Annotated in this window: 18 protein-coding genes; 10 read left to right on the forward strand and 8 right to left on the reverse strand. The window is 60.2% G+C overall.

Annotated features, from left to right (window positions below; all coding sequences use genetic code 11):
• The first annotated feature begins 41 nt into the window (after positions 1–41).
• Positions 42–1,343 carry an NAD(P)/FAD-dependent oxidoreductase gene (locus phaeop14_RS18070; RefSeq protein ID WP_096790467.1) on the forward strand — a complete coding sequence of 434 codons (1,302 nt, stop codon included), beginning with the start codon at positions 42–44 and terminating at the stop codon, positions 1,341–1,343.
• Here the strand turns inward: phaeop14_RS18070 and phaeop14_RS18075 are convergent.
• Complete coding sequence (locus phaeop14_RS18075; RefSeq protein ID WP_096790468.1) at positions 1,337–2,383, reverse strand: zinc ABC transporter substrate-binding protein; 1,047 nt, start codon at positions 2,381–2,383, stop codon at positions 1,337–1,339. The genes phaeop14_RS18070 and phaeop14_RS18075 overlap by 7 nt on opposite strands.
• 94 nt (positions 2,384–2,477) lie before the next feature.
• Here phaeop14_RS18075 and phaeop14_RS18080 point away from each other — a divergent pair, with 94 nt between their 5' ends.
• From phaeop14_RS18080 to phaeop14_RS18090, 3 genes are read left to right on the forward strand one after another with little or no spacing between them, the layout of a single operon-like run.
• The gene (locus tag phaeop14_RS18080; protein WP_040169677.1) at positions 2,478–2,960 is read left to right on the forward strand and encodes a Fur family transcriptional regulator; all 483 of its coding nucleotides are present in this window, start codon (positions 2,478–2,480) and stop codon (positions 2,958–2,960) included.
• Positions 2,957–3,733: an ATP-binding cassette domain-containing protein gene (locus phaeop14_RS18085; protein WP_096790469.1), complete on the forward strand. Its 777-nt coding sequence runs from the start codon at positions 2,957–2,959 to the stop codon at positions 3,731–3,733. The genes phaeop14_RS18080 and phaeop14_RS18085 overlap by 4 nt, the downstream gene beginning before the upstream one ends.
• Positions 3,733–4,530 (forward strand): iron chelate uptake ABC transporter family permease subunit, encoded by a 798-nt coding sequence (locus phaeop14_RS18090; RefSeq protein ID WP_096790470.1) that lies wholly within the window; start codon positions 3,733–3,735, stop codon positions 4,528–4,530. The genes phaeop14_RS18085 and phaeop14_RS18090 overlap by 1 nt, the downstream gene beginning before the upstream one ends.
• A 131-nt stretch (positions 4,531–4,661) precedes the next feature.
• Here the strand turns inward: phaeop14_RS18090 and phaeop14_RS18095 are convergent, their stop codons facing one another.
• Together phaeop14_RS18095 and phaeop14_RS18100 are read right to left on the reverse strand one after the other, a co-directional pair.
• Positions 4,662–6,941 (reverse strand): response regulator, encoded by a 2,280-nt coding sequence (locus tag phaeop14_RS18095; RefSeq protein WP_096790471.1) that lies wholly within the window; start codon positions 6,939–6,941, stop codon positions 4,662–4,664.
• Positions 6,942–6,961: 20 nt separating this feature from the next.
• On the reverse strand, positions 6,962–7,894 hold the full coding sequence (locus tag phaeop14_RS18100; protein WP_369808877.1) for a PhnD/SsuA/transferrin family substrate-binding protein: 933 nt from the start codon (positions 7,892–7,894) through the stop codon (positions 6,962–6,964).
• A 341-nt stretch (positions 7,895–8,235) separates the two neighbouring features.
• Here phaeop14_RS18100 and phaeop14_RS18105 point away from each other — a divergent pair, with 341 nt between their 5' ends.
• Positions 8,236–12,096 (forward strand): PEP/pyruvate-binding domain-containing protein, encoded by a 3,861-nt coding sequence (locus phaeop14_RS18105; protein WP_416011609.1) that lies wholly within the window; start codon positions 8,236–8,238, stop codon positions 12,094–12,096.
• Between the two features lie 106 nt (positions 12,097–12,202).
• The gene (locus phaeop14_RS18110; RefSeq protein WP_096790473.1) at positions 12,203–13,111 is read left to right on the forward strand and encodes a MurR/RpiR family transcriptional regulator; all 909 of its coding nucleotides are present in this window, start codon (positions 12,203–12,205) and stop codon (positions 13,109–13,111) included.
• Positions 13,112–13,136: 25 nt separating this feature from the next.
• Here phaeop14_RS18110 and tviB read toward each other — a convergent pair whose 3' ends face one another.
• The 5 genes from tviB to phaeop14_RS18135 all read right to left on the reverse strand — a co-directional run bounded on the left by tviB (position 13,137) and on the right by phaeop14_RS18135 (position 18,808).
• On the reverse strand, positions 13,137–14,408 hold the full coding sequence (tviB, locus tag phaeop14_RS18115; RefSeq protein WP_096790474.1) for a Vi polysaccharide biosynthesis UDP-N-acetylglucosamine C-6 dehydrogenase TviB: 1,272 nt from the start codon (positions 14,406–14,408) through the stop codon (positions 13,137–13,139).
• A 121-nt stretch (positions 14,409–14,529) separates the two neighbouring features.
• A complete protein-coding gene (locus tag phaeop14_RS18120) occupies positions 14,530–15,312 on the reverse strand; it encodes a dimethylarginine dimethylaminohydrolase family protein (RefSeq protein ID WP_096790475.1) in 783 nt (260 codons plus the stop codon).
• A 3-nt stretch (positions 15,313–15,315) separates the two neighbouring features.
• Positions 15,316–16,974, reverse strand: coding sequence for a 5-guanidino-2-oxopentanoate decarboxylase (locus tag phaeop14_RS18125; RefSeq protein ID WP_096790476.1), 1,659 nt, complete (start codon positions 16,972–16,974; stop codon positions 15,316–15,318).
• A gap of 2 nt (positions 16,975–16,976) precedes the next feature.
• A complete protein-coding gene (locus tag phaeop14_RS18130) occupies positions 16,977–18,164 on the reverse strand; it encodes a pyridoxal phosphate-dependent aminotransferase (RefSeq protein WP_096790477.1) in 1,188 nt (395 codons plus the stop codon).
• Complete coding sequence (locus tag phaeop14_RS18135; protein WP_040169694.1) at positions 18,161–18,808, reverse strand: TetR/AcrR family transcriptional regulator; 648 nt, start codon at positions 18,806–18,808, stop codon at positions 18,161–18,163. Before phaeop14_RS18135 ends, phaeop14_RS18130 begins: the two co-directional genes overlap by 4 nt.
• Before the next feature lie 104 nt (positions 18,809–18,912).
• On the opposite strand from phaeop14_RS18135, the gene phaeop14_RS18140 reads away from it, so the two are divergent.
• Genes phaeop14_RS18140 through phaeop14_RS18155 form a run of 4 tightly spaced genes read left to right on the forward strand, consistent with a single transcriptional unit; the run spans position 18,913 to position 22,114 of the window.
• Positions 18,913–19,758, forward strand: a complete 846-nt coding sequence (locus tag phaeop14_RS18140) for an ABC transporter ATP-binding protein (protein WP_241770507.1) — start codon at positions 18,913–18,915, stop codon at positions 19,756–19,758.
• 41 nt (positions 19,759–19,799) lie between these two features.
• On the forward strand, positions 19,800–20,579 hold the full coding sequence (locus phaeop14_RS18145) for a transporter substrate-binding domain-containing protein (protein WP_082035375.1): 780 nt from the start codon (positions 19,800–19,802) through the stop codon (positions 20,577–20,579).
• Positions 20,580–20,588: 9 nt separating this feature from the next.
• The gene (locus tag phaeop14_RS18150) at positions 20,589–21,341 is read left to right on the forward strand and encodes an ABC transporter permease (protein ID WP_096790478.1); all 753 of its coding nucleotides are present in this window, start codon (positions 20,589–20,591) and stop codon (positions 21,339–21,341) included.
• A complete protein-coding gene (locus phaeop14_RS18155) occupies positions 21,338–22,114 on the forward strand; it encodes an ABC transporter permease (RefSeq protein WP_096790479.1) in 777 nt (258 codons plus the stop codon). The genes phaeop14_RS18150 and phaeop14_RS18155 overlap by 4 nt, the downstream gene beginning before the upstream one ends.
• The last annotated feature ends 82 nt before the right edge of the window (positions 22,115–22,196 follow it).

The raw sequence follows: 22,196 nt of genomic DNA on the forward strand, positions 1-22,196 counted from the left end.
ATTTTGAGGCGATGTGCTCCCTTCACAGAGGACACCTGGATATGACGCCTGACCGGAACCGCAGCCTCTGGCAGGCGACCTGCCGTGAGGGCCTCTCCGCTACGGCCCTGCAAGATGATGTTTCAGCAGATTTGGTTGTTGTCGGCGGCGGGTATACCGGTTGTTCGGCGGCTTTGCGCGCGGCGGAGCTGGGGGCTGATGTGCGCTTGCTGGAGGCGGAGACCTTTGGCGCGGGCGGATCCGGACGGAATGTCGGATTGGTCAATGCAGGGCTGTGGTTGCCGCCTGAGGAGATCAACGCCACCCTCGGAGAGGTCAACGGCGCCCGGCTGTCCACTCTCCTTGCAGCCGCGCCCGCAGCGGTCTTTGAAGTGATCAAGACCCATCAGATCGATTGCGAACCGGTGCAGACCGGAACCCTGCATTGCGCCCATGCGCATTCGGGGCTGAAAGATCTGCAAAAGCGGTACCGCCAACTGACGGCGATAGGTGCGCCGGTCACGCTCCTGTCTCGTGGCGCTGCCATCGCGCGTGTTGGCAGCGATGCCGTTCATGGCGCCCTGTTCGACCCCCGCGCCGGAACCATCCAGCCGCTGGCCTATGCCATCGGACTGGCGCGCGCCGCAGCTGCGCAAGGCGCCAAACTGCATGCAAACTCACCCGTTGTCGGGATCACACGCGAAACAGATGGCTGGCGGGTCAGCACACCCGGTGGCACAGTCCGCGCCCGTCACTTGATCATGGCCACAAACGCCTACACGCTGCCCATCACGGGATATGCCACCCCCGCCACCATCCCCGTCAGCTATTTTCAGGCCGCAACCGCGCCGCTTCCTGCCGATCTCGCGGGGCAGATCCTGCCTCAGGCAGAAGGCTGCTGGGATACAGGCCTGATCATGTCGTCCTGGCGACGCGACCGCGCCGGACGGTTGATCATCGGCGGTATGGGCGCCTTGTCCCACCCGGCGCGCAGCATTCATAGAAACTGGCTGCGGCGGAAGCTGGCAGTCATGTTCCCTGCCCTCACAGATCATCCGTTTGAAGCCGAGTGGGCCGGTAAGATCGCGATGACAACCGAACACATCCCAAAAATTATTGATTTGGGTCAGGGATTTGCCTGTTTTGGATACTCAGGGCGCGGTATCGGCCCCGGCACGGTTTTCGGCCGACGCATGGCCGAGGCCCTGATCCATGGAGACAGATCGCTCCTTCCCATTCCGGTGAGCGACGACCACAGGTTGCCCTTTGCCGGGGTGCGCGGCGCCTATTATGAGACCGGCGCCACACTGGTTCATTTCCTGTCGGAACGGGTCGGCCAGACGCCGACCACCACCGATCAGTAACAGCCCGCGATCGCCTCACCGACTGAGGTCAGAAGCTGCGGATAGAACTGTGGTCCCGGCTCCAGCTTGACGCCAAGCGGATCAACAACCGCCGTGCCTGCATCGGTTCCATCCAGTACCGTTGCAACCAGACCGGAGTTGAACTGTGGCTCGGACAGAACACAACGCACCTTCATCTCCTGAACGATTGCGCGGACCTCAGCGATGCGGGCCGGGCTGGGATCCGATGCATCACTTAGCGAAATTGCCGCTGCAGCCTCAATCCCGAACCCGGTTTCAAAATACTGATACGCATCGTGAAAAACGACAAAGGGCTTGCCTGCTACAACGTCCAGTTTGGTTGCAATCTCGGCAGCGGCTGTCGCAATCTCGGCCTGCCCCTCTGCGGCGTTGCGCATGTAGAGCGCGGCATTCTCCGGATCAGCAGCCGCCAGAGCCTCGGCTATGACCTGCAGCCAGGCGCTGCCGTTTTCCGCCATCAACCACGCGTGGGGATCAAGACTACCGGCCTCGTGGCTGTGCCCATGCTCATCTGCATGCGCTGTTTCGGCGTCGTGATCCTTATCATGTTCGCCTGCGTGATCTCCGTCGTGATCATCATCGTGATGGGCGTCGTGATGCTCCTCATCATGCCCGTCGTGATGATCATCAGCGTGATCGTCGTCATGCCCCTGCCCGAACTGAACGCTCTCCCGCACCATCAGCTGCTGTGTCGCCTCGGCGTCGAGCAGAGCAATCACCGTGGCATCAGACGCAAGCGTCGCAATAGGCCCCTCCAGCCACGGTGTCAGCATCGGCCCAACCCAGAAGACAAAATCCGCCTGATCCAGCGCCCGCGCTTCCGAAGGGCGCATCGAATGGCTGTGCGGCGACGCGCCGGGCGGAACCACCAGGTCAGGCGTGCCAACACCCTGCATCACACGCGATACGAGGCCGTGGACCGGGGTAATGTCGGCAGCGACGGCTGGCACCTCGGCAAAGGCAGCCGTCGCTGCGGTCCAAACTGTTGCGGCAGTTGCTAAAAAGCGGATTTGTCCCATGACGGCCCCATGTAATTGTATAACATTACGGCGGTTGATAAACGTCATAACATAACATATCAACCCCGAAAGAGATCGCCCAACGGAGCCTCAGATGGACCCCATCGGATTTCACGCACACGACCACAGCCACTGTATCAGCGATGGGATCGCCGTCGCTGATGCACATTGTCGTGCGAATGGCCTGCAATTTACGCCAGTGCGGCGCCGGGTGCTGGAAATCTTGCTTCAGGCCCATCGCGCTATGGGCGCTTATGATCTTCTGGACATTCTGCGCAGCGAAGGTTTGGGATCGCAGCCTCCGATTGCCTATCGGGCGCTGGATTTTCTGGTGAAGAACGGCTTCGCGCACAAGATTGAACGGCTGAACGCTTTTGTGGCCTGCAGCCACCCCGGTGACGATCACGCCCCGGTCTTTATGATCTGCCGCACCTGCAATGCGGTTGCAGAGGCACCGTCCCAAACCTCAAACGGCCGCCTTGGGGCCGCCGCCCGTGAAGCGGGGTTTCTGATTGAACGCACGGTCATGGAGGCGGAGGGTCTTTGTCCTAAATGTCAGGCGGACGACGCGTCATGAGCTTGGTCAAACTTACCGGTGTCAGCGTAAGGCACAACGCCAACCCCGTGCTGCACAATGTTAATTTTGCGATTGATCGCGGAGAAATCGTGACCATCGTCGGCCCCAATGGCTCGGGGAAATCCACCTTTCTGCGGACGATCATCGGCGCGTTGCGGCCAACGCTTGGCGCTGTGTCCCGGGCGCAGGGGCTGCGCATCGGCTATGTTCCGCAGAAGCTGCATATCGATCCAACCTTGCCTCTCAATGTGCGCCGGTTCCTGAGCCTGCCGCATTCCGTGTCGGATGCCGCTGCGCAGAAGGCGCTGGAGCAAGCTGGCGCCGGACAGTTGATGAAACGCCAGATGACCAAATTGTCAGGAGGTCAGTTCCAGCGTGTTCTGCTGGCGCGCGCGTTGCTTTGTAATCCGCAGCTGCTGATTTTGGATGAGGCCACGCAGGGGCTGGACCAGCCCGGGTCCGCCGCTTTCTATCAGCAAATCGAACAGCTGCGCCGCGATTTGGGCTGTGCCATTCTGATGGTCAGCCATGAATTGCACGTGGTTATGGCCGCCTCCGACCGTGTGATTTGCCTCAATGGTCACATCTGTTGCGAAGGCGCCCCCGAACATGTGGCCTCCGCCCCGGAGTATCGCGCCCTTTTCGGAACCGGGACGCAGGGCGCCCTGGCTCTCTATCGACACGAACACAACCACTCGCACGATCACCGCTGCGGTCACGACCACGCGCATGATGCGCAGACCGCCAATGCCGATATGACCGGACCCCACTGATGATGATTTTGGACAGCTTTCTGATCCGCGCCGCGCTTGCAGGCGTCGGCGTCGCAATTGCCGCGGCCCCCCTTGGGTGTTTTGTGGTCTGGCGCCGGATGGCCTATTTCGGCGATGCAACCGCACATGCGTCGATCCTGGGGATCGCGCTCGCCCTCAGTTTCGACACCTCGATTTTCGTCGGCGTGCTCGCGATGGCCCTGATCATGGCCACGGTTGTCTCGACACTCAGCGGCAGAGGCTACGCGGTTGACACGCTTCTGGGCGTACTGGCCCATTCGTCTCTGGCGTTCGGCCTCGTGGCGGTGTCCTTTCTGCAAGGCGTGCGGCTTGACCTGATGGCCTATCTGTTTGGTGATATCCTCGCGGTAAATGCCAACGATCTTATGGTGATCTGGGGCGGCGCCGTCTTGGTTGTGGGGCTGCTGTGGTGGCGGTGGTCAGCGCTGTTGACCGCGACGCTGAACCCTGACCTTGCGCATGCAGCGGGGATTGATCCCCGACGTGAGCAGCTGGTCCTGACCCTGGCGCTGGCGGTTGTGGTGGCCGTTGCGATCAAGGTTGTCGGCGTGTTGCTGATCGCGGCCCTGCTGATCATCCCGGCGGCAACCGCTCGGCCTTTTGCTGCAACGCCCGAACGCATGACCATCATCGCAGCCGTCACCGGTGCAGTCTCAGCACTGGGAGGTTTGCAACTGGCCTTCATGTTCGACACACCAACCGGACCAACAATTGTCTGTCTTGCGGCCGGTCTCTTCGCCCTGTCGAGCCTCAAGCAGCTGCTGAGCAAGACATGAGCCAAGGCTGACGCATCACGAAATCACATCCCTATGGCTGGCAGGATACTATAGCCACCAGAGGGACCTTAGATCGCGCGCAGAAGATTGAGAATGGCGAGCTGCCTGATCTCTCCGCCAGCTTGGGGGTGTCAGGTTCCGGTTTTCAGCAAAGGTCCGCAATCAACCCATTTGCCGACCGCCCCAAGCAGCGCCTTCTTGTTAATCGGCTTGCTCAGAAAATCATCCATGCCCGCCGCAAGACATTCCTCACGATGCGATTGCAGCGCGTTTGCCGTCAACGCAACCACGGGGCAGCGACCTAGACCGTTGTCCTTCTCCAGCTGACGTATCTCAGCTGTGGCGTCGAGCCCGTCCTTCACCGGCATCATCATATCCATCAGCACGATATCCGGATGGTGTTCCTGAAACATCGTCACCGCCTCTTCCCCGTTGGCTGCGATCAAAACTTCGATCGGAGCGGCCTTCAACATGCGCGAGACAACCAGCTGATTGGTTCTGTTGTCCTCTGCGAGCAGCAATTTCACCTCTGGAGCTGCGGGGGAGTCGACGCTCCGCGTCGGCATGGTTTGGACAGGACTTTCAGAGGACGTCTCCAGCACGCGGGCCATAACCGATCGCAGCTGCGCAGCCCGCAATGGTTTCAGGGCGACCTCACAGCGCCCCAGATGTTCGCGGGCCTCCCGGTCAATGGTATTTTCAACGGAGGATAGGATCACGATTGGCAAATCGCAGTATTCCGGGATCTCCCGTATGCGTTCCGCCAGCTCCTTGCCGTCCATACCCGGCATCTGGAAGTCTTGCAAAATAACGTCGTAGTGAGTGCCATCGTGACGTGAATCCAGCAGCAACTCCAGCGCCTGATGGGCTGAGCCGGCGGTGACGCTTTGCACGCCCCATGTTGCCAGCCGTTCAGTCAGAATAATTCGGTTGAGCTCAAGATCATCAACCACCAAGGCTCTGAGACCGTTGAAATCGCGGACATCCTGCGCCCGTTTCGGCTGGCTCGGCCGAATCCGAAGCGGCAGTTCAATGGTGAACACAGACCCCTTTCCAAGAACCGACTGAACAGAGATCCGCCCTCCCATCAACTCCAACAACCGGGTCGAGATCGCCAGGCCCAAACCGGTGCCTTCGTAGTTACGCGTGGCGGCGCCATCAGCTTGCTCAAACGCGTTGAAAATTCGATCCAGACGGTCACCCGGTATGCCAGCGCCAGTATCGGTCACCGAGATGCGCAGAGCTGTCCGATCATCGTCAGTCTCTCCGGAAACCTCGATATAAACATACCCCTTGCCGGTAAATTTGACCGCATTGCCTGCAACATTGGTCAAAATCTGGCGAATACGCCCAACATCGCCTTCGTAGCACTCTGGCAAACTGGGATCATAGCGAAGAGTCACCTCGACGTTTTTCTCGGCTGCTTTCGGTGAAAGCAGCGTCACCACATCCTCAATCGCGGTCTGCAAATTGAAGGGCGCGCGCTCCAACTCCATCTTTCCAGCTTCGATTTTGGAGAAGTTCAGGATATCGTTGATAATGGTCAGCAGCGCCGATCCCGATTTTGAGATCGTCTCGGCATACATTGTCTGATCTTCATCCAGATCGGTTTCAAGGATCAGCTCAGCCATGCCGATAACCCCGTTCATCGGCGTCCGGATCTCATGAGACATATTTGCTAGGAATTCAGACTTCGCCCGGTTCGCGATATCGGCGGCCTTGCGGGCCTCATCCAATGCGTATTCGCGTTCATCCCGCTCGAAGAATGTGTCTTCGAGCACGCCAACGGAGAAATTCAGCGCCCGAAACTCGCGCGAACCAAACCACGGCAGGCGGGCCGGCTGTCTCGAAAGGCCGGAAATTGCATCCGACATCCGCTGATGGATGATATGCAAAGGGCGCAATGCCAGGACGCTTACCAGAAGCAACACCAGCAGCGACAGCACCGCCACCGCAACCACTGTCCACATGATGGTCTGACTGACCTTGTGCTGAACCATCGCCTGGCCTTCACGTGTAGACCAATGGACAACCATGCGGCCGAAGTCGAATCCATCCAAGGTAATGGGGCGGTCATACATAACAAAGTCCCCCACCCCGACCTGATCAACCTGGCCCGCCTCGGCAATCGGAGTACCCGCACTATTCTGAATCTGGATCTTCAAGAGTTTGGGATTACGAGCAATCGCCTCGAACAATCCGGTTTCAAGAACCGGCACATCTTCAACGATGATCGACTCTAGCATCAGCCCGCTCAGCAGCGAAATCGTCAGCTCAGCCTGTTCTTTTAATTGTGCCTGGAGATTTCCGGTCTCGTAGCGGCGCGCGACATCACCGATTGCAGCCGCGACCAGCAACGCCGCCAGCGACAAAGACAACACGATCTGAAAGAGTATGCCCGTGCGTTTCATAAGGATCCCCGGTGAAGGCACTAAAATGCCTGGCTCTGCTCCATCGCATCGCGGATCAGGTCGTAATCGGAATCAGAACCCTGAAGAAAGCCGTTTTTGGACACCCGTCGAACGATCTCCTCGTTTTCCGAGGATAACATGACCTCACGCATGGCCAGCAGCACATCCTCCGGCAGATCCGATGCGGCAAGCCAGGGTTTGGTCACGTTGTCAAAACTGGTCAGCACCCGAATCGGCACACCTTTAGCGATTAGCTTTTTATAAGTACTCTCTTTCAATGCACCTGCAGTAAACTTGCCAGCTCCGACCGCTTCCCCCACCAAATCGTGACGACCAAGGTAATCGTAGGTATGCAGATCACCGCTGTCGATTCCGGCCTCCAGAAGATGGCTTTGCGCCAAGTAGCGGCCAATCGTCGACAGCTCATCACCAAAGGCAAAGCTCAGGCCCGCCAGATCCGACAATTCGTTGATAGCGCTGTCACGGTGGACAACAATCACGCCTTTGAAACGCTTACGTCCTTTTTTCGATTCCATGGCCACAATCTGAATGTCGGGGTTCTGCTTCATGACATGGACATAGGAGGCTGGGCCAAAGCGCGCGAAATCAACCTCCCCGCTGGCAAGTTGATCGATACCCTCTTGATATTCCTTGGCAACCGTCATCCGAATGATAACTTTTTCGCCTAAAGCCTCCCCCAAACGATTGGACAGAAACGTCAAAAACGGGCGGTATTTCTTCACCGTCACCGTGGGTTTATCTGCAGCATAGGTGCCAAATGTCAGCGTGATATCGGCGCGCGCCGGCATTGACGTCATCAACATCAACAGACAGACGCAAAAAATCGTATACAGGCGCAGGACGCCCCCGGTCTCACTATGATTTTTAGAAGCGGTTCGCATCATCGTCTCCAGACTGAACCCGGGTTTCGCCGGATCGGTGAATTCGCACATCTGTTTACCCTGAATAGTGAGAAAATTTGGTTAAGTGACCCTGAAATTGTATAAATAATTTTCCGGCTCACTCCGACGTGTGTCATAGATATTAACGTTTCAGTAACGATTTCAGCGCTCTTGTATAAAATTCGTCACAAATTTGAAGATCGGGCACAAGCTCGGCAGGACCTCCCGTGATACCACAATGCATTCACACCCGCTCATCCGTTTCTCGCCTGTTACTGGCGGTGCTTTTCTCGTCGGCGCTGGCGCCCGCAGCGGCTTGGGCCATTCCCTCACCGGAGCTGGTGATTGGCTCGGTCTCTTCTCTGTCGCAGGTGTTGGCGGTGGGGGTCGCAATGGTGTCCGGTCTTGGTGCGGTGGTCGCAGCCAAGCTCGGCTTGCAACCAAAGGGCAAGACCGAATCGAAGCGATACCCGGTCAAACTGATCACCGGCTTGGTGCTGGCAGCGCTGGCCCTGGCGATGCTGAACTACTGGCAGTTCACGACCCAACGCGCCGTTGAACAGGCCCGTTTGCAGGCCACCCTGGTGCGACCTGCGCAATTCGACGGCACCAAGATCAAGGATGCGACACTCAAGGAAACCAGTTTCTCGCGCCAATCAGATCACCCGTTGGCTATGTCCACCGCTGATGCCGCTACCGCGCTCGACGATGGTCAAACACTGTTCTACGACATCCGTGAAACCGGTGAGAACGCCATGGGCACCCTGCCTGGCGCAACCCATATCCGCTTCCCCGACTTCCTGCAGTCGCGCCCGGTGCAGCCAGGTCAGAAGGTCGTGTTGTTTTGTCACAATGGCAACCGCAGTTCCGAAACCTGCGCCAAACTGGCGGCGATGGGCATTGATTGCAGCTTTATCGCGGGTGGTATCGAAAAATGGATCGTCGAAGGGCGGGATTTCTCCGACAAGGATGTGAAAACCCTTTCCGATCTGCGTGCGATCCCGGACTATCCCGGCCGCGATGTGCTCCTCAGCACAGCCGATTTCACCACCTTGATGACCACCGAAGATCTGCAAATCGTCGATACCCGCTATCCCGGAGATTTTGACGCGGGCCATCTGCCAGGAGCGGTCAACATTCCGATCCGCAAGATGACCACCGCCGATCTGATGCAACGGATCAGTGAGCTGGATCCCAGCAAACCAACGCTGGCCGCCTGCTATGATCGACGCAGTTGTTTCATGAGCCAGGTTCTGGGTCTGGAATTGGCGCAAAAGGGCTTTGATTTCCGGGGACGGTACACGTTGCCATGGGAGTATTTTATCGCACCGGCGCCCAAACCGCATGTTCAGGCCTGGCTTGCCGACCAGCAGAGCGGCCTATGGGACAAGGCGATCTCCGGCCTCGCGACCGCCCTCCTCTGGGTGCATGAACGCAGTCACATTCTGCTGGGCCTACTGGCGTTGTCGCTGATCACCCGGATCATGATCCTGCCGGTCGCGCTGAAATCCGAGCGTGACCAGATCACCACTGCCGAAACCGCGGATGAGATGAAGGCGCTGAAAGAACGACTGGCCGATGATCCCGTACGCAAGGCCCGTGCAGTGCAGGCATTTTACGCCGACAAAGGCCTTACACCGATGAAAAACCTCAGCGCGTTGTTGTTCCTGCCGGTGATGATGCTGGGCGTCTCCGCCGCACAAGAGGCCAGCGCCAGCCTGCAGACGCCATTCCTGTGGATGGCAGACCTCGGCCTGCCCGATCCGCTGTTCATCATGCCGGTGCTTTTCTGCGCGCTTGCTGCGGTTTACCTGTTGTGGGCCGTCGCCAAAACCAAGCGCCAGAAACTGCTGTGGATGGTGCTGGGCATGCCTGCGCTCTTTGCCATGGTGTTCAGCCTGTCGGGTGCGGCCAATACCTATCTCTGCTTCAGCCTGACGCTGTTGCTGGTGCAGCGCGCCTATGTGACAGGCATGCACCGCCAGCTTGGCGACGCCATCGCCTTGCGCGCCCACAAACGCCGCCTCGCCAAACTGCCGCGCGGCGTGATCCCGATGGGTTACACAGAGGAGCTGGAACACGCCGGCAACAAGGCCCTGCGCCTGTCGATTCTGCGCAACGCAGGCCTGCCGGTGCCCGGCGGCGTGATCGTGCGCTCTGATGCGATCCACGACTACCGCGACATGTCCGACGCCCAGAAAGACGCCTTTGCGGCCAAGGTCTTCGGCCTAGCTGGCGGCAAACCGGTCGCTGTACGCTCCTCTGCCAGCAATGAGGACGGCGCCGATCAGAGTTTTGCCGGGGTTTTCGAATCCGTCCTCGATGTGACCGCCGACAGCATGCGCGCAGCCCTTGATGAGGTGGTGACCAGCTTCTCCTCAGACCGCGCCGCCAGCTACGCAGGAGATGGCGACAGCACCGATCAGGGTAATATCGTGGTTCAGGAAATGGTGCAGGCTGAATATGCCGGTGTCCTGTTCACACAGGATCCCATGGCGCCGGGCATGTGCATGATCGAATGGGTCGAAGGCTGCGGAGAGGATCTGGTCTCCGGCCGCGTCACCCCCACCAGCCTGCGGTTTGGCCGCTACACAGGATTGCCTGCATCCGAGGATCAGGACCAGACGCTGGACATGGCACCGCTTCTGGCGCTTGGGCAACACATCGAAGAGACCTTCGGCGCCCCGCAGGATGTCGAATGGGCCTATGCCAACGGTCAGTTTCAGATTGTGCAAAGCCGCGACATCACCACGCTATCGCTCGGCACCGAACAGGAGCAAACCCGTCTGGCCGAATGGCGTGATCTGCTGGACCACTACGCGGACGCTGATCCGGACCAGACCATTCTGGAACAGGACGAAATGTCGGAGGTTCTGCCGCGCCCGACACCCTTGTCATTCTCGCTGATGGGCAGTCTCTGGTCACCGGGGGGCAGTGTTGATCTGGCTTGCCGCGCCCTGTCGGTGCCCTACAATCTGCCCGAAGGCCGCGCCGGTCACCTGGTGAACCTCTTTGGCAAGACCTACGTCGATGTCGACCTCAAGGAGCAGATGACGCTGAAGTTGACCGCAACCAAGGCCAAGCAGCTGCGCAAACAGGCCCGTCCGATGATCGACCGCTTCCACGCGGAGGTTCTGCCCCGGCTCAGCGATCAACTGGCGTTCTGGCAGGCCGTGGACTACGCCGCCCTGCCGCTGCCCAAGCAACTGGAGGCGATTGCGACTCTGCGCGACCTCTTTGTCACGGACATCTATGTCGAAGCTGAGAAGGTGAATATTCTTGCAGGCTTCACCATGGGCGAGGCCAGCGCCGCCGCATCAGGTGACTCTGCGCTGCGTGCCCATCTGATGCATGCCGAACTGCCCAATGCACCGTCCAGCCTGCTGGCATCCTGCACCGGGCCGATGGCCGAAAGCCGCGCACAGGTTCTGATGGGGCATCGGTCAATCTTTGACTATGAGCTGTCGGCACCACGCTACAAGGAAGCCCCCAGCCTGCTCGCGTCGCTGCTCGACAGTTCGGTAGAGCCGATCAGTGGCACCGTCACTCCCCCGGCAAACCTGCCCGAGGATCTGCGTGACACGCTGGATCTGGCGATTGCCTATCAGGATCTGAAGGAGCAGGCCAAGCACGAGGCCCTGCGGGTTCTGGCAGAGTTGCGCCGGGCGTTGCTGGCACTTGGTAGCCGCTCCGGTCTGGGTGACTTGGTATTTTATCTGGACATGGATGAGATCATGATCGGCAACTGGGACCAGCCCACAGCGCTGAAAGATCAGGCCACAGCCCGCAAGCACCGTGAGGAGCTGCGCAAGCCATCCGCGCCGACCGCAGTCAGTCTCACGCTGCGCGACTGTGAACTGCTGTCACTTGGGGCGCAGGCGGGATCCGGTGATGGCAGCCTCGGAGGCACCTGTGTCGCGGGCAGCGGCAGTGTTGAGGCCCGCGTGTTCTGGATCGAGGATGAAACCGCCATTGGCCCTGATGTCTTTGACGGTTTTCAGGATGGCGATATCCTCGCCTGCCGCATGATCAACCCCGCTTGGCTGCCCTATGTGCAGCGGTCGGGAGCCGTCCTCAGCGAGGTTGGCGGCTGGCTCAGCCATATGGCGATTGTCGCGCGTGAGAAGGACATTCTGATGCTGGTGGCCTGCAAGGGGCTCGACCAGCTGGCCCATGGTGAACGGATCACCGTGGCAGAGGATGGATCAATCACGCAAAGCAACGCGTCAGACCTGCAAGTGGTATCCGCTTAACAGATCAACGCATCTGCCCCCGCCGGACCGACCAACGGTCCCCCGGCGGGGGCAAAACATATGTTCCGCCTTGCACTCTATCACACAAATGGTCTGAACTGCCGGTATGGACCCGCACCTTGATCCCCGACAGACCCATCGCCTGCTCGATCAGCTAAGAACCCAGATCGACAGCCTGCCCCCGGCCCTCTCGGCGGCGGCGAAATACATCATCGACACGCCCGGAGACTTCGGGCTTGATCCGATCCGTGTCTCCGCGAGCAAGGCCGGCGTCAGTGCCAATTCACTTGTCCGGCTGGCCGCACATCTTGGTTTTGACAGTTTCGAAGCCCTGCGCGCTCCCTTTCGTGCCGCACTGACCACCGAACGCGAGGGCGGTCTGGGTCTTGGTTGGCTGGATCGGTTGGAACAGACCGCCGACACCGCCCGTCACGGTCGCATTGCCCGCAATGAGGTAAACATCGTGGCCAGGTCCCTGCGGCTGATGACCCCGGACCGGACCGCCGCCATTGTCACCGCACTCAGCTCGGCGCGGCGCTGCTATGTGACCGCGACCCGCGCCAGCTACGCCCTGGCCTATTATTTTCACTACGTCGGGCGCATGGCCTTGCCCAGTCTGGATCTGGTGCCCCGTCACATGGGTGCTGCGGTTGACGAACTGATGGAGATCGACGCAGAGGATTGCCTGATCGCCATGACCTTCGCCCCCTATTCCTCTGAAACGTTGCAAGCCCTGCGGCTGGCCCGCAGCAAGGGGGCGACGCTGATCCTGATCTCCGACAGCGAAGTTATCGCGCCGGGACTACAGCCGGACCACCTGTTACTGGTCGCGGATAACGCGTTGCACCCCTTTGGCGGCTACGCCGGCGCGATGGCTGTTCTGGATTGTCTGCTGACCCATCTCGTCGATGCCGGAGGCCGGGATGCACAGGACAGGATCCGCACCTATGAGGCGCTGCGCGAAGACACCGGCGCCTATTGGCGCGGGGGCAAGCTGCCGAAGGTTCCAAAATAGTCTGTATTAGAGACTATGCCGCCGTTCAGAGCCGCAGGTCTGACTGATCCGGCATCAGCACATACTTCAGATCATAGAGCAGCGCATCAGCCCGGCCCAAGGCCCGGATCTGCGCAGCGCCCATGTCGCGAAACTCCTGATGGGCCACCGCCAGGACCATGCCATCATAACTGCCCGCCTGCGGCTCAGCGACGAGATCCACGCCGTATTCAGCCCGTGCTTCATCAGGGTCCGCGTGGGGATCATAGACATCCACTGTCAGGCCAAACTCCTCAAGGCAACGCACGACGTCGATCACCCGTGTATTGCGCAAATCAGGGCAGTTTTCCTTGAAGGTCAGCCCCATCACCAGCACCCGCGCATCAGCAACCGCCATCTTGCGTTTCAGCATGGACTTGACCATCTGGCTGGCAACATAGGACCCCATTCCGTCATTCAGACGCCGCCCTGCCAACAGGATTTCGGGGTGATAGCCCAGCTTTTCTGCCTTGTGGGTCAGGTAATAGGGGTCAACGCCGATGCAGTGTCCGCCCACCAAACCCGGGCGAAAATTAAGAAAATTCCACTTCGTCCCCGCCGCGCGCAGAACCGCTTCGGTATCGATATCCATGCGATTGAAGATCTTGGCCAGCTCATTGATCAGCGCGATGTTGATATCACGTTGGCTGTTCTCGATCACTTTGGCGGCCTCGGCCACGCGAATGCTCTCAGCCTTGTGGGTGCCCGCCGTCACAATCTCACGGTATAGCGCGTCCACCCGATCCGCTGTCTCCGGGGTCGAACCGGAGGTGACTTTGACGATATCCGGCAGGCGGCGCGTCTTGTCACCGGGATTGATCCGTTCCGGGCTATAGCCCGCATAGAAATCACGGTTGAAGGTCAGTCCGGACAAGTGTTCCAGAACGGGCACGCAGTCCTCTTCGGTGGCGCCGGGGTAGACCGTCGATTCATAGATCACCAGATCGCCGGGTTTCAGCACTCGCCCAACCGTTTCAGACGCGCGCAGCAGCGGCGTCAGATCCGGCCGGCGGCTGTCGTCGATCGGGGTCGGGACGGTCACAATGAAGATCGTGCAGTCGGCGATCTCCGCAGGGTCAGCGGTCAGTGTCAGATGCTCAGCGCTGGACAAGGCCTCGGCACTGATCTCGCGGGTGCTGTCCTGACCGGCCCGCAACGCGTCAATACGCTCGGCGCTGATATCAAACCCGACCACCGGACGGGATTTGCCAAACTCAACCGCCAGCGGCAGCCCGACATAGCCAAGCCCGATCACGCAAATCCGTTCTGTCCCGCTCATGCCGCTGCCTCAATGGTCTTTGTCCGCCCGATTGCCTTTCATAAGGGGCCTCAGCGCCAAGTTTCAACCATATGCGGGCAGATCCCTCCCGAAACCGGGAGAGATCCACGTTTGGGCTGCTTCAGAAGCGCAGCGACAGGCAGGACATGCCGCCGTCAAGCTTGGCACATTCCGTGTTGCTGATCTGAACGACCTCAAACCCCTCCCGGTCCAGCATCTCTGCCGTGCGTGGGAAATCCGCCGCCATCAGCACCAGATTGTTGTAGCGGATGGCGTTGGCAGCTGCTTCTTCACCCTCAGCCACATGCAGCACCCGGTAGCCCTCAAAACAACCGGACGCATCCAGCCGTTTGGTGGACAAAATGGTCTCACCGTCCATCAACGAACAATCTGTCTTGAAGTGCAGCACCTCCTCTGGTGTGAAAACTTCGCGCAGGCTGTGGCCCCAGTCGGCGACAATCTCCGCCAGCTCCGCAACGCCCGCCGCATCAGTCCTAGCCGAGCGACCGACAAGGATTTCGCGCTCCGTGACCAGAATATCGCCGCCTTCGATAAATCCAGGGCCTTTGATCTCGCGCACCTCATCATAGCACTGGCGCAGGGTTGGCGCCATTTCGGCCACCTCTCCCAGTCGCGACGGCGCGCCGGGACGCATCAGCACCGCGCCTTTCGGCAGGCAAAGCGCTGTGTCCTCCACAAAAACCGCATCCGGGAAGGCTTCCAGCGGCGGCAGTTCGATCACCTCGGCACCCGTGCTTTTCAGGGCGGCGACATAATCGGCATGGGCGGCCAGCATCTTGTCCAGATCGGGGGTGCCGATGTCCTCCGCGCGCAGCCCATCCGTGATGCTGGAGGCCGGGCGGCGGGTGATGGCGCGGGTGAATTCATAGGTAGGGTTGGTCATATCTCAGTCCTTTGTCGCCAGTGTTGGCAGGAATTTGGGGGTGGTGATTTCGATCATTCGGGGGCCGGTTTCCATCGCCGCGCTCTTCACTGCGGCGGCAACCTCCTGCGGATCCGCCGAAACTGAACGATGCGAGATCCCGAAGGAGCGTGCCGTTGCTGCAAAATCCGGTGGTGTCGGATCGCAGCCAACCACCGGCACGCCGACATCCTGCATGGACCGGGCAATTTCCTGATAACCGTGGTTGTTCCAGACGATGAACGTGATCGGCAAAGCCTCATCAACCGCCGTCATAATCTCGGGCAGCGAAAACTGCGCGCCGCCATCGCCGGTGATACAGATGACAGGTGTCTCAGGTGCGGCAACGGCCGCACCAATGGCCGCAGGTATACCATAGCCAAGCGCGCCATAGCCGGTTGCTGCATTGAACCAGCCGCCGGGCCGGTCGTGGTCATAGTAAAGGTTCCCCGCATAGATCGGCTGGGCGGAATCGCCAACGACAATTGCCCCCGGCACCGCCGCGCGCAGCGCGTTCAGCACCGTAACCTGAGCGCGATAACTCTCGCCGATTTCGTCCCAGGCAGCCGTCCGGGTCTGTTCAGCCGATCCGATGCCCCAATCGGTTGGGCTATGCACATCCGGTTTCCACTCAGCCAGCACCGCCGACAAAACAGCCGCAACATCATCCTGGATCGCTAGCTCCGCCCTGTGGCGCGCCAGCTGATCCGCACAAAGGTCGACCCGGATCAACCCTGGCATCTGCGGCATGGTTCCGGTGGCATACATATCGTAATCTGTCGGTCCCAGCTCAGTGCCAAGTGCCAACACCATATCCGCCGCCTCGATCAATTCGCGTACCGAGCCGAGGCTCGGGCTGGCAGGCATCGACAACGGGTGGTCAAACATCACACCGCGGGCATTAACGGTCTGGACCACGGGCGCGCCCAGATATTCTGCCAGCTGACGCACTTGATCAGCACAGAACCGCGCGCCGCCCCCGGCCAGGATCACGGGACGTTCCGCTGCGGTCAGGCGCTGCATCAGCGCCGCCAGATCTGCCGGGGATACACGCCCCCTGCCCTGCTCATCAGTTGGGATAGTTTCTTGCCCAGTGTCCTCCTCGGCGGCAACCCCTGCGATATCCAGCGGGATCTGCACATGGGTGGGACCGGGCCGAGACAGCGCAGCGCCCGAAATTGGTGCAAATGCCTGATCCAAAGCGGGCGTCAGCTGCTGCGGTGCCGCAACATGCTCTGACCTCAGCGCAACCATCTTCGCAAGGGCATGCTGATCCGGCAACTCATGCAGATGGCCCATTCCTTGCCCCAGAGAGCCGCTCTCGTTCACACCCGACACCACCAGCATCGGCACCGAATCCGCCCGCGCCTGCGCCATTGGGGTCAGCGTGTTGGTCAGCCCCGGCCCCGTGATGACAAAGGCAACGCCAGGCCGACCGGACACCCGTGCATATCCATCCGCCATAAACCCGGCCCCCTGTTCATGGCGCGGCGTGATATGGCGAAGATCAGATTTCCCGAGCCCACGGTAAAGCTCGACCGTATGCACTCCCGGTATGCCAAAGACATGTTGCACACCGCGTGCGGCCAGTTCCTCAACCAGCGCCTCACCAACTGTGGGTGTAGCGGTTTTGTGATCCCCCATGGTCATGCGACCTCCGCTGATGTGCGGCTGGCATGATCCACGATACGCGTCAGCGCGCGATCAAATGCGTCATCCTCAATCGTGAGTGCCACCCGCACCCAGCCCCGCAAGCTCTCGCCGAAGGATGATCCCGGCATCACAGCAACCCCGGCGCTGTGCAACAGGTCCTGCGCATAGGCGTCACCGTCCAGACCGGTTGCTGCCACATCAATCATGGCAAACATGCCAGCCTCCGGGCTTTGCACCCGCAAAGCCGTGTCGCGGTGCAACCGCTCTGCCAGCTTTGCCGCACGCGCTGCAAATCGTCTGCGCATCCCCTCCGCCACGGGCGAACCTTCGCGCACCGCCTGCTCCGTCATATCCGCGATGAAAGGCTGATTGCCGAACAGCATCGTCTCCGACAGCGGCAGCAACCCGTCACAGAAGGCCGTGCTGGCAATACACCAGCCACTGCGGAACCCCGGCGCCGCATGTGATTTGGAGATCGACGACACCACAATCACCCGATCGGCAAAGGCCGCGCGCGCCAGCGGCGACACAAATTCCGCCGCGTCAAACACCAGCTGCTCGTAAACCTCATCTGAGATGATCCACAGGTCGTGCACCTCCGCCAGCCGTCCAATGGCGTCGAGATCCTCAACCGTCAGAATGGACCCCGTAGGATTGTGCGGTGTGGTCAGCAGAATGACGCGGCTGCGGGGTGTGATTTTCTCTGCGATATCATCGGCCTGCATCCGAAACCCATGCTCGGGCCGCAACGGAACCGGCACCATGTCGGCGCCACTTGCCCGGATCACGCCTTCATAGGTGGCGTACATGGGATCGCCCACCAGAACCTCGTCCCCGTGCTCGGCGACCCCCATCAGGACCGCATAAAGCGCGGTCTGTGTGCCCGGAAAGCACAGCACGTTGTTCGGCCCCAAAGCCCGCCCGGTGCTGGCGCTGTAGCGTGTTGCAAGGGCCTGGCGCAGGTTGGCCTCGCCGCGCCCGTCCGAATAGCCGGTGCGCCCGGCCATCATCGCGGCGCCGGCGGTCTGCATCAGCGCCCCAGGTGTGGGCACATCCGGTTCGCCAATGGTCATCTCGATGATATCCGCACCGGCGGCGATCATCTCGCGCGCGGTCAGATGCACCTCCCACTTGGCCCCGCCAAGCCCCGCCAGCCGCCTGGTCACATCGGTCATTCTCATGGCTGTTCTGCCTTATGCTGCAAGTTCAATCCCAGAATTGCGCCCACGGATTCCAATCCGATCATCGGCAATTCGCCCTCTTCAAACGCCTCCGGCAAGGCACCGCCTTCCATCCAGAGCCCGTCGATCACCGCGTTACAGGCCACCGCCAAATGATGCAGCCGCGCCGCGTCGACGGGGGTCCCCGCCTCGTCCAGCGCGGCAGCGATCAACTCGCCCAGCTTGTCGCGAAAATAGTCATAGGTGCGTTGGTGGATCTGCCGCATCTGCGGATCCTGCTGCACTTTGTTCAAAAACCCGGCCCAAAGCGCCACCGCCGTCGGCTCCACCACCGGTGGCAGCAAAGACGCCTCGACAAACCCCGCCAGACGGGCGCGGGCGGTTCCTTCCATCCCGGCAACCGGGGCAAAGGTCAGATCACTGATAAAGACCATGTGATGCTCATAGGCGGCGGTCATCAGGTCTTCCTTGGAGGAAAAATAATGCCGGATCAGCCCCTGTGTCACATCCGCCCGCTCAGCAATATCGCGCACGGTTGCGCCGCGCACACCTTTCTCGGCCACCAACTCCAAAGTTGCGAGGATCAGCGCCTCTTTCCGCTCCTGTGCGGTCGCGCGCTTAAATTTCCGGCGTTCACCTGACACGGGGCTCTCCAATGTGCTGCGCAGTCACGCTGTCAGTAATTATACACTTGCATAATTACTCCAAGTCAGCCTTACTACAAGCCGAAATATGAGGACATCAGAAAATGCCCGATCCGGCTGCCGCAGACCCTGCCCCGCTTTCGACAGCATCTGCCCCTGCACAGGCGCGTGCTGAGACGCCGGTGGAACCCCACACGCAGGCCGAGGCGATCCGTGTTAGCGATCTGCACAAATCCTTCGGGTCGCTGGAGGTGTTGAAGGGCGTATCCCTCACCGCGAAACAGGGCGATGTGGTGGCAATCATCGGCGGCAGCGGCTCCGGCAAATCGACCATGTTGCGCTGCATCAATTTTCTGGAGACACCCAACTCAGGCGAAATCGTCATCGCAGGTGAAACCGTGGCGATGCGCCCGGATGGCAGCCCCGCCGACCGCCGCCAGATCGAACGCATTCGCACCCGTCTCGCGATGGTGTTTCAACAGTTCAACCTCTGGACCCACCGTACCCTGTTGGAAAATGTCATCGAGGTGCCGGTTCATGTGCTGAAGATGCCCCGTTCCGAGGCGATCCACCGTGCCCATGAACTCCTGGCCCGCGTGGGCCTCGGCGACAAGGCCGATGCCTTTCCGGCCTTCCTCTCCGGCGGTCAGCAACAGAGGGCCGCAATTGCTCGGGCACTGGCCGTGGATCCCAATGTCATGCTGTTTGACGAACCGACATCGGCGCTTGATCCTGAACTTGTAGGGGAGGTCCTGACGGTGATCCGCGATCTGGCGGCAGAAGGGCGCACCATGCTGCTGGTCACCCATGAGATGAAATTCGCGCGCGAGGTCGCAAACCACGTCGTCTATCTCTTCGAAGGTCGGATCGAAGAGCAAGGCCCCCCGTCTGAGGTCTTTGGCAATCCAAAATCAGAGCGCCTGAAACAGTTCCTCAGTTCGGTCGCCTAACGCATAACAACACGTACAAATAACAAAACAGGGAGACAGTTATGTCCATGATATCAAATCTCAAATCCACAGTCCTCGCTGCCGCGACCGTGGCTGCAACCTGTGCCGTCGCGCAGGCAGAGCCGGTCAAGATTGGTGTGGCCGCAGAACCCTATCCGCCCTTTGCATCACTGGATTCCTCCGGTCAGTGGGTGGGCTGGGAGATCGACGTGATCAATGCAGTCTGCGCCGCGGCTGAGATGGAGTGTGTCATTACTCCTGTGGCCTGGGACGGCATCATTCCCTCCCTCACCGGCCAGCAGATCGACGCCATCATGGCCTCCATGTCGATCACCGAAGAGCGGCTGAAAACCATTGATTTCTCGGACCCCTACTACAACACCCCGGCGGTGATCGTGGCGGATAAGTCGATGGACATCGAACCGACACCGGAATCGCTGGCGGGCAAAGTTGTTGGCATCCAGGCCTCCACCATTCACCAGACCTATGCACAGGAATACTTCAAAGATTCCGAGTTGCGCGTCTATCAGACCCAGGATGAGGCCAATCAGGATCTCTTTGCCGGTCGCATCGACGCCACCCAGGCCGACAGTATCGCAATGGCGGACTTTGTCGGCTCCGATGCCGGTGGCTGCTGCGAGATCAAGGGCCCCGTCGCCAATGACGAGGCGATCCTCGGCAAAGGTGTCGGCGCCGGCGTGCGTAAGGGCGACAGCGATGTTCTGGCAGCGCTCAACAAGGGGATCGCGGCAATCCTGGCCGACGGCACCCATGCCGAGATCACCTCGAAGTATTTCACGACCAGCATCTACTCCGAGTAAGGACATAACGTGACCGGACTCCTCGACCTGTTTGGTCTGGCCGAGAGCGCGCAGCTGTTGTCGCTCTCGCCGCCGGGATGGGGGGGCAACCTGTTGCGGGGCCTCGCCAATTCGCTCCAGATCGCCCTTGGGGCTTTTGGTATGGGGCTGATCATCGGGCTTTTCGGGGCCTACGGAAAACTTTATGGCGGGCCGATCCTTCGCGATCTGCTCGCCATTTACACCACTGTGATCCGTGCCGTGCCTGAACTGGTGCTGATCCTGATCCTCTATTACGTCGGCACCAATCTGATCAACAAAGTCGCCGGCAGTTTCGGCTACGGTCGGGTGGAAATCAGCGGGATTGTGGCGGGTATCTGGGTGCTCGGCATTGTGCAGGGGGCTTATGCCACTGAGGTGCTGCGCGGTGCCATCAAGGCGGTGCCCCCCGGTCAAATTGAGGCGGCGCGGTCATACGGGATGCCACCGTTCATGACCATGCGCCGGGTGACCATCCCTGCGATGATGAGCTTTGCAACACCGGGGTTGGCCAATCTTTGGCTTATTGCCACCAAGGACACCGCCCTGCTGGCCATCGTCGGCTTTGCCGAGCTGACCCTGGAAACCCGACAGGCCGCCAGCAGTACGCGCGCCTATTTCACGTTCTTCCTCGCGGCCGGAGCGCTATACCTGATGGTAACGCTCTGTTCCGGCGTGATTTTCGGCTGGATCGAACGCTGGGCAAGGCGCGGCCAGCCCTCGCTCCGGGAGGGTCGCCAATGACCGCCTTGAAATCTCTGATGAAGCCTCATCGGCTGGTTCTGATGGCCCTCTTCGCTGCCTTGGTGGTCTGGTGTGCGATGTCGTTGCGCTGGGATTGGATTCCGGCCTATGCGCCGCTGGCACTGGAAGGGTTGTGGACCACTATCTGGATCCTTGTGGTCACCAGCATTCTTGGCTTTGCACTGGCGGTGCCTCTTGGCCTCGCCCAGGCCGTTGGACCGTGGTATCTCTCAACGCCCGCGCGCATTTTCTGCACGGTCATCCGCGGCACGCCGTTGTTGTTGCAGATCTGGCTGCTTTACTACGGGCTAGGCTCGCTGTTTCCACAATTCCCCTGGATCCGCTCCAGCGAGCTGTGGCCTTACCTGCGACAGGCCTGGCCTTATGCCGTTCTGGCGCTCACACTCTCCTACGCCGGTTACGAGGGCGAAGTAATGCGTGGCGCCTTCTCTGGTGTGGCCAAGGGGCAGCTGGAGGCAGCCAAGGCTTACGGGATGCCTCGTCTGACCATGTTCCGCCGCATCTGGCTGCCGCAGGCTGTCCGCAACGTTCTGCCTACGCTTGGCGGTGAAACCATACTGCAGCTGAAGGCAACGCCGCTGGTGGCAACCATCACCGTTCTGGACATCTACGCGGTCTCCTCTCGGGTGCGGTCGGATACATTCATTGTCTATGAGCCGCTATTGCTGCTGGCGTTGGTCTATATGGCCATCGCAGGGGTGATCACACTGGCCTTCAAACGATTTGAGGATCGGGTGCCACAGCGCCGCTGAGAACCCCCACGCCGTTAATCTCACAGCCTCCGAGCCGCCGCTTGGGGGCTGTTTTTCGTCGCGGAGCCTCGTGCCCACATTA

Origin of the sequence: Phaeobacter piscinae (assembly GCF_002407245.1) — a bacterium.
In the GTDB taxonomy this organism is placed as follows: Bacteria; Pseudomonadota; Alphaproteobacteria; order Rhodobacterales; family Rhodobacteraceae; genus Phaeobacter; species Phaeobacter piscinae.

Bases quoted from the DNA above. Each gene is read 5' to 3' on its own strand.
- phaeop14_RS18070 (WP_096790467.1), top strand. From the start codon at position 42: ATGACGCCTGACCGGAACCGCAGCCTCTGGCAGGCGACCTGCCGTGAG.
- phaeop14_RS18075 (WP_096790468.1), bottom strand. From the start codon at position 2,383: ATGGGACAAATCCGCTTTTTAGCAACTGCCGCAACAGTTTGGACCGCA.
- phaeop14_RS18080 (WP_040169677.1), top strand. From the start codon at position 2,478: ATGGACCCCATCGGATTTCACGCACACGACCACAGCCACTGTATCAGC.
- phaeop14_RS18085 (WP_096790469.1), top strand. From the start codon at position 2,957: ATGAGCTTGGTCAAACTTACCGGTGTCAGCGTAAGGCACAACGCCAAC.
- phaeop14_RS18090 (WP_096790470.1), top strand. From the start codon at position 3,733: ATGATGATTTTGGACAGCTTTCTGATCCGCGCCGCGCTTGCAGGCGTC.
- phaeop14_RS18095 (WP_096790471.1), bottom strand. From the start codon at position 6,941: ATGAAACGCACGGGCATACTCTTTCAGATCGTGTTGTCTTTGTCGCTG.
- phaeop14_RS18100 (WP_369808877.1), bottom strand. From the start codon at position 7,894: ATGTGCGAATTCACCGATCCGGCGAAACCCGGGTTCAGTCTGGAGACG.
- phaeop14_RS18105 (WP_416011609.1), top strand. From the start codon at position 8,236: ATGGTGTCCGGTCTTGGTGCGGTGGTCGCAGCCAAGCTCGGCTTGCAA.
- phaeop14_RS18110 (WP_096790473.1), top strand. From the start codon at position 12,203: ATGGACCCGCACCTTGATCCCCGACAGACCCATCGCCTGCTCGATCAG.
- tviB (WP_096790474.1), bottom strand. From the start codon at position 14,408: ATGAGCGGGACAGAACGGATTTGCGTGATCGGGCTTGGCTATGTCGGG.
- phaeop14_RS18120 (WP_096790475.1), bottom strand. From the start codon at position 15,312: ATGACCAACCCTACCTATGAATTCACCCGCGCCATCACCCGCCGCCCG.
- phaeop14_RS18125 (WP_096790476.1), bottom strand. From the start codon at position 16,974: ATGGGGGATCACAAAACCGCTACACCCACAGTTGGTGAGGCGCTGGTT.
- phaeop14_RS18130 (WP_096790477.1), bottom strand. From the start codon at position 18,164: ATGAGAATGACCGATGTGACCAGGCGGCTGGCGGGGCTTGGCGGGGCC.
- phaeop14_RS18140 (WP_241770507.1), top strand. From the start codon at position 18,913: ATGCCCGATCCGGCTGCCGCAGACCCTGCCCCGCTTTCGACAGCATCT.
- phaeop14_RS18145 (WP_082035375.1), top strand. From the start codon at position 19,800: ATGTCCATGATATCAAATCTCAAATCCACAGTCCTCGCTGCCGCGACC.
- phaeop14_RS18155 (WP_096790479.1), top strand. From the start codon at position 21,338: ATGACCGCCTTGAAATCTCTGATGAAGCCTCATCGGCTGGTTCTGATG.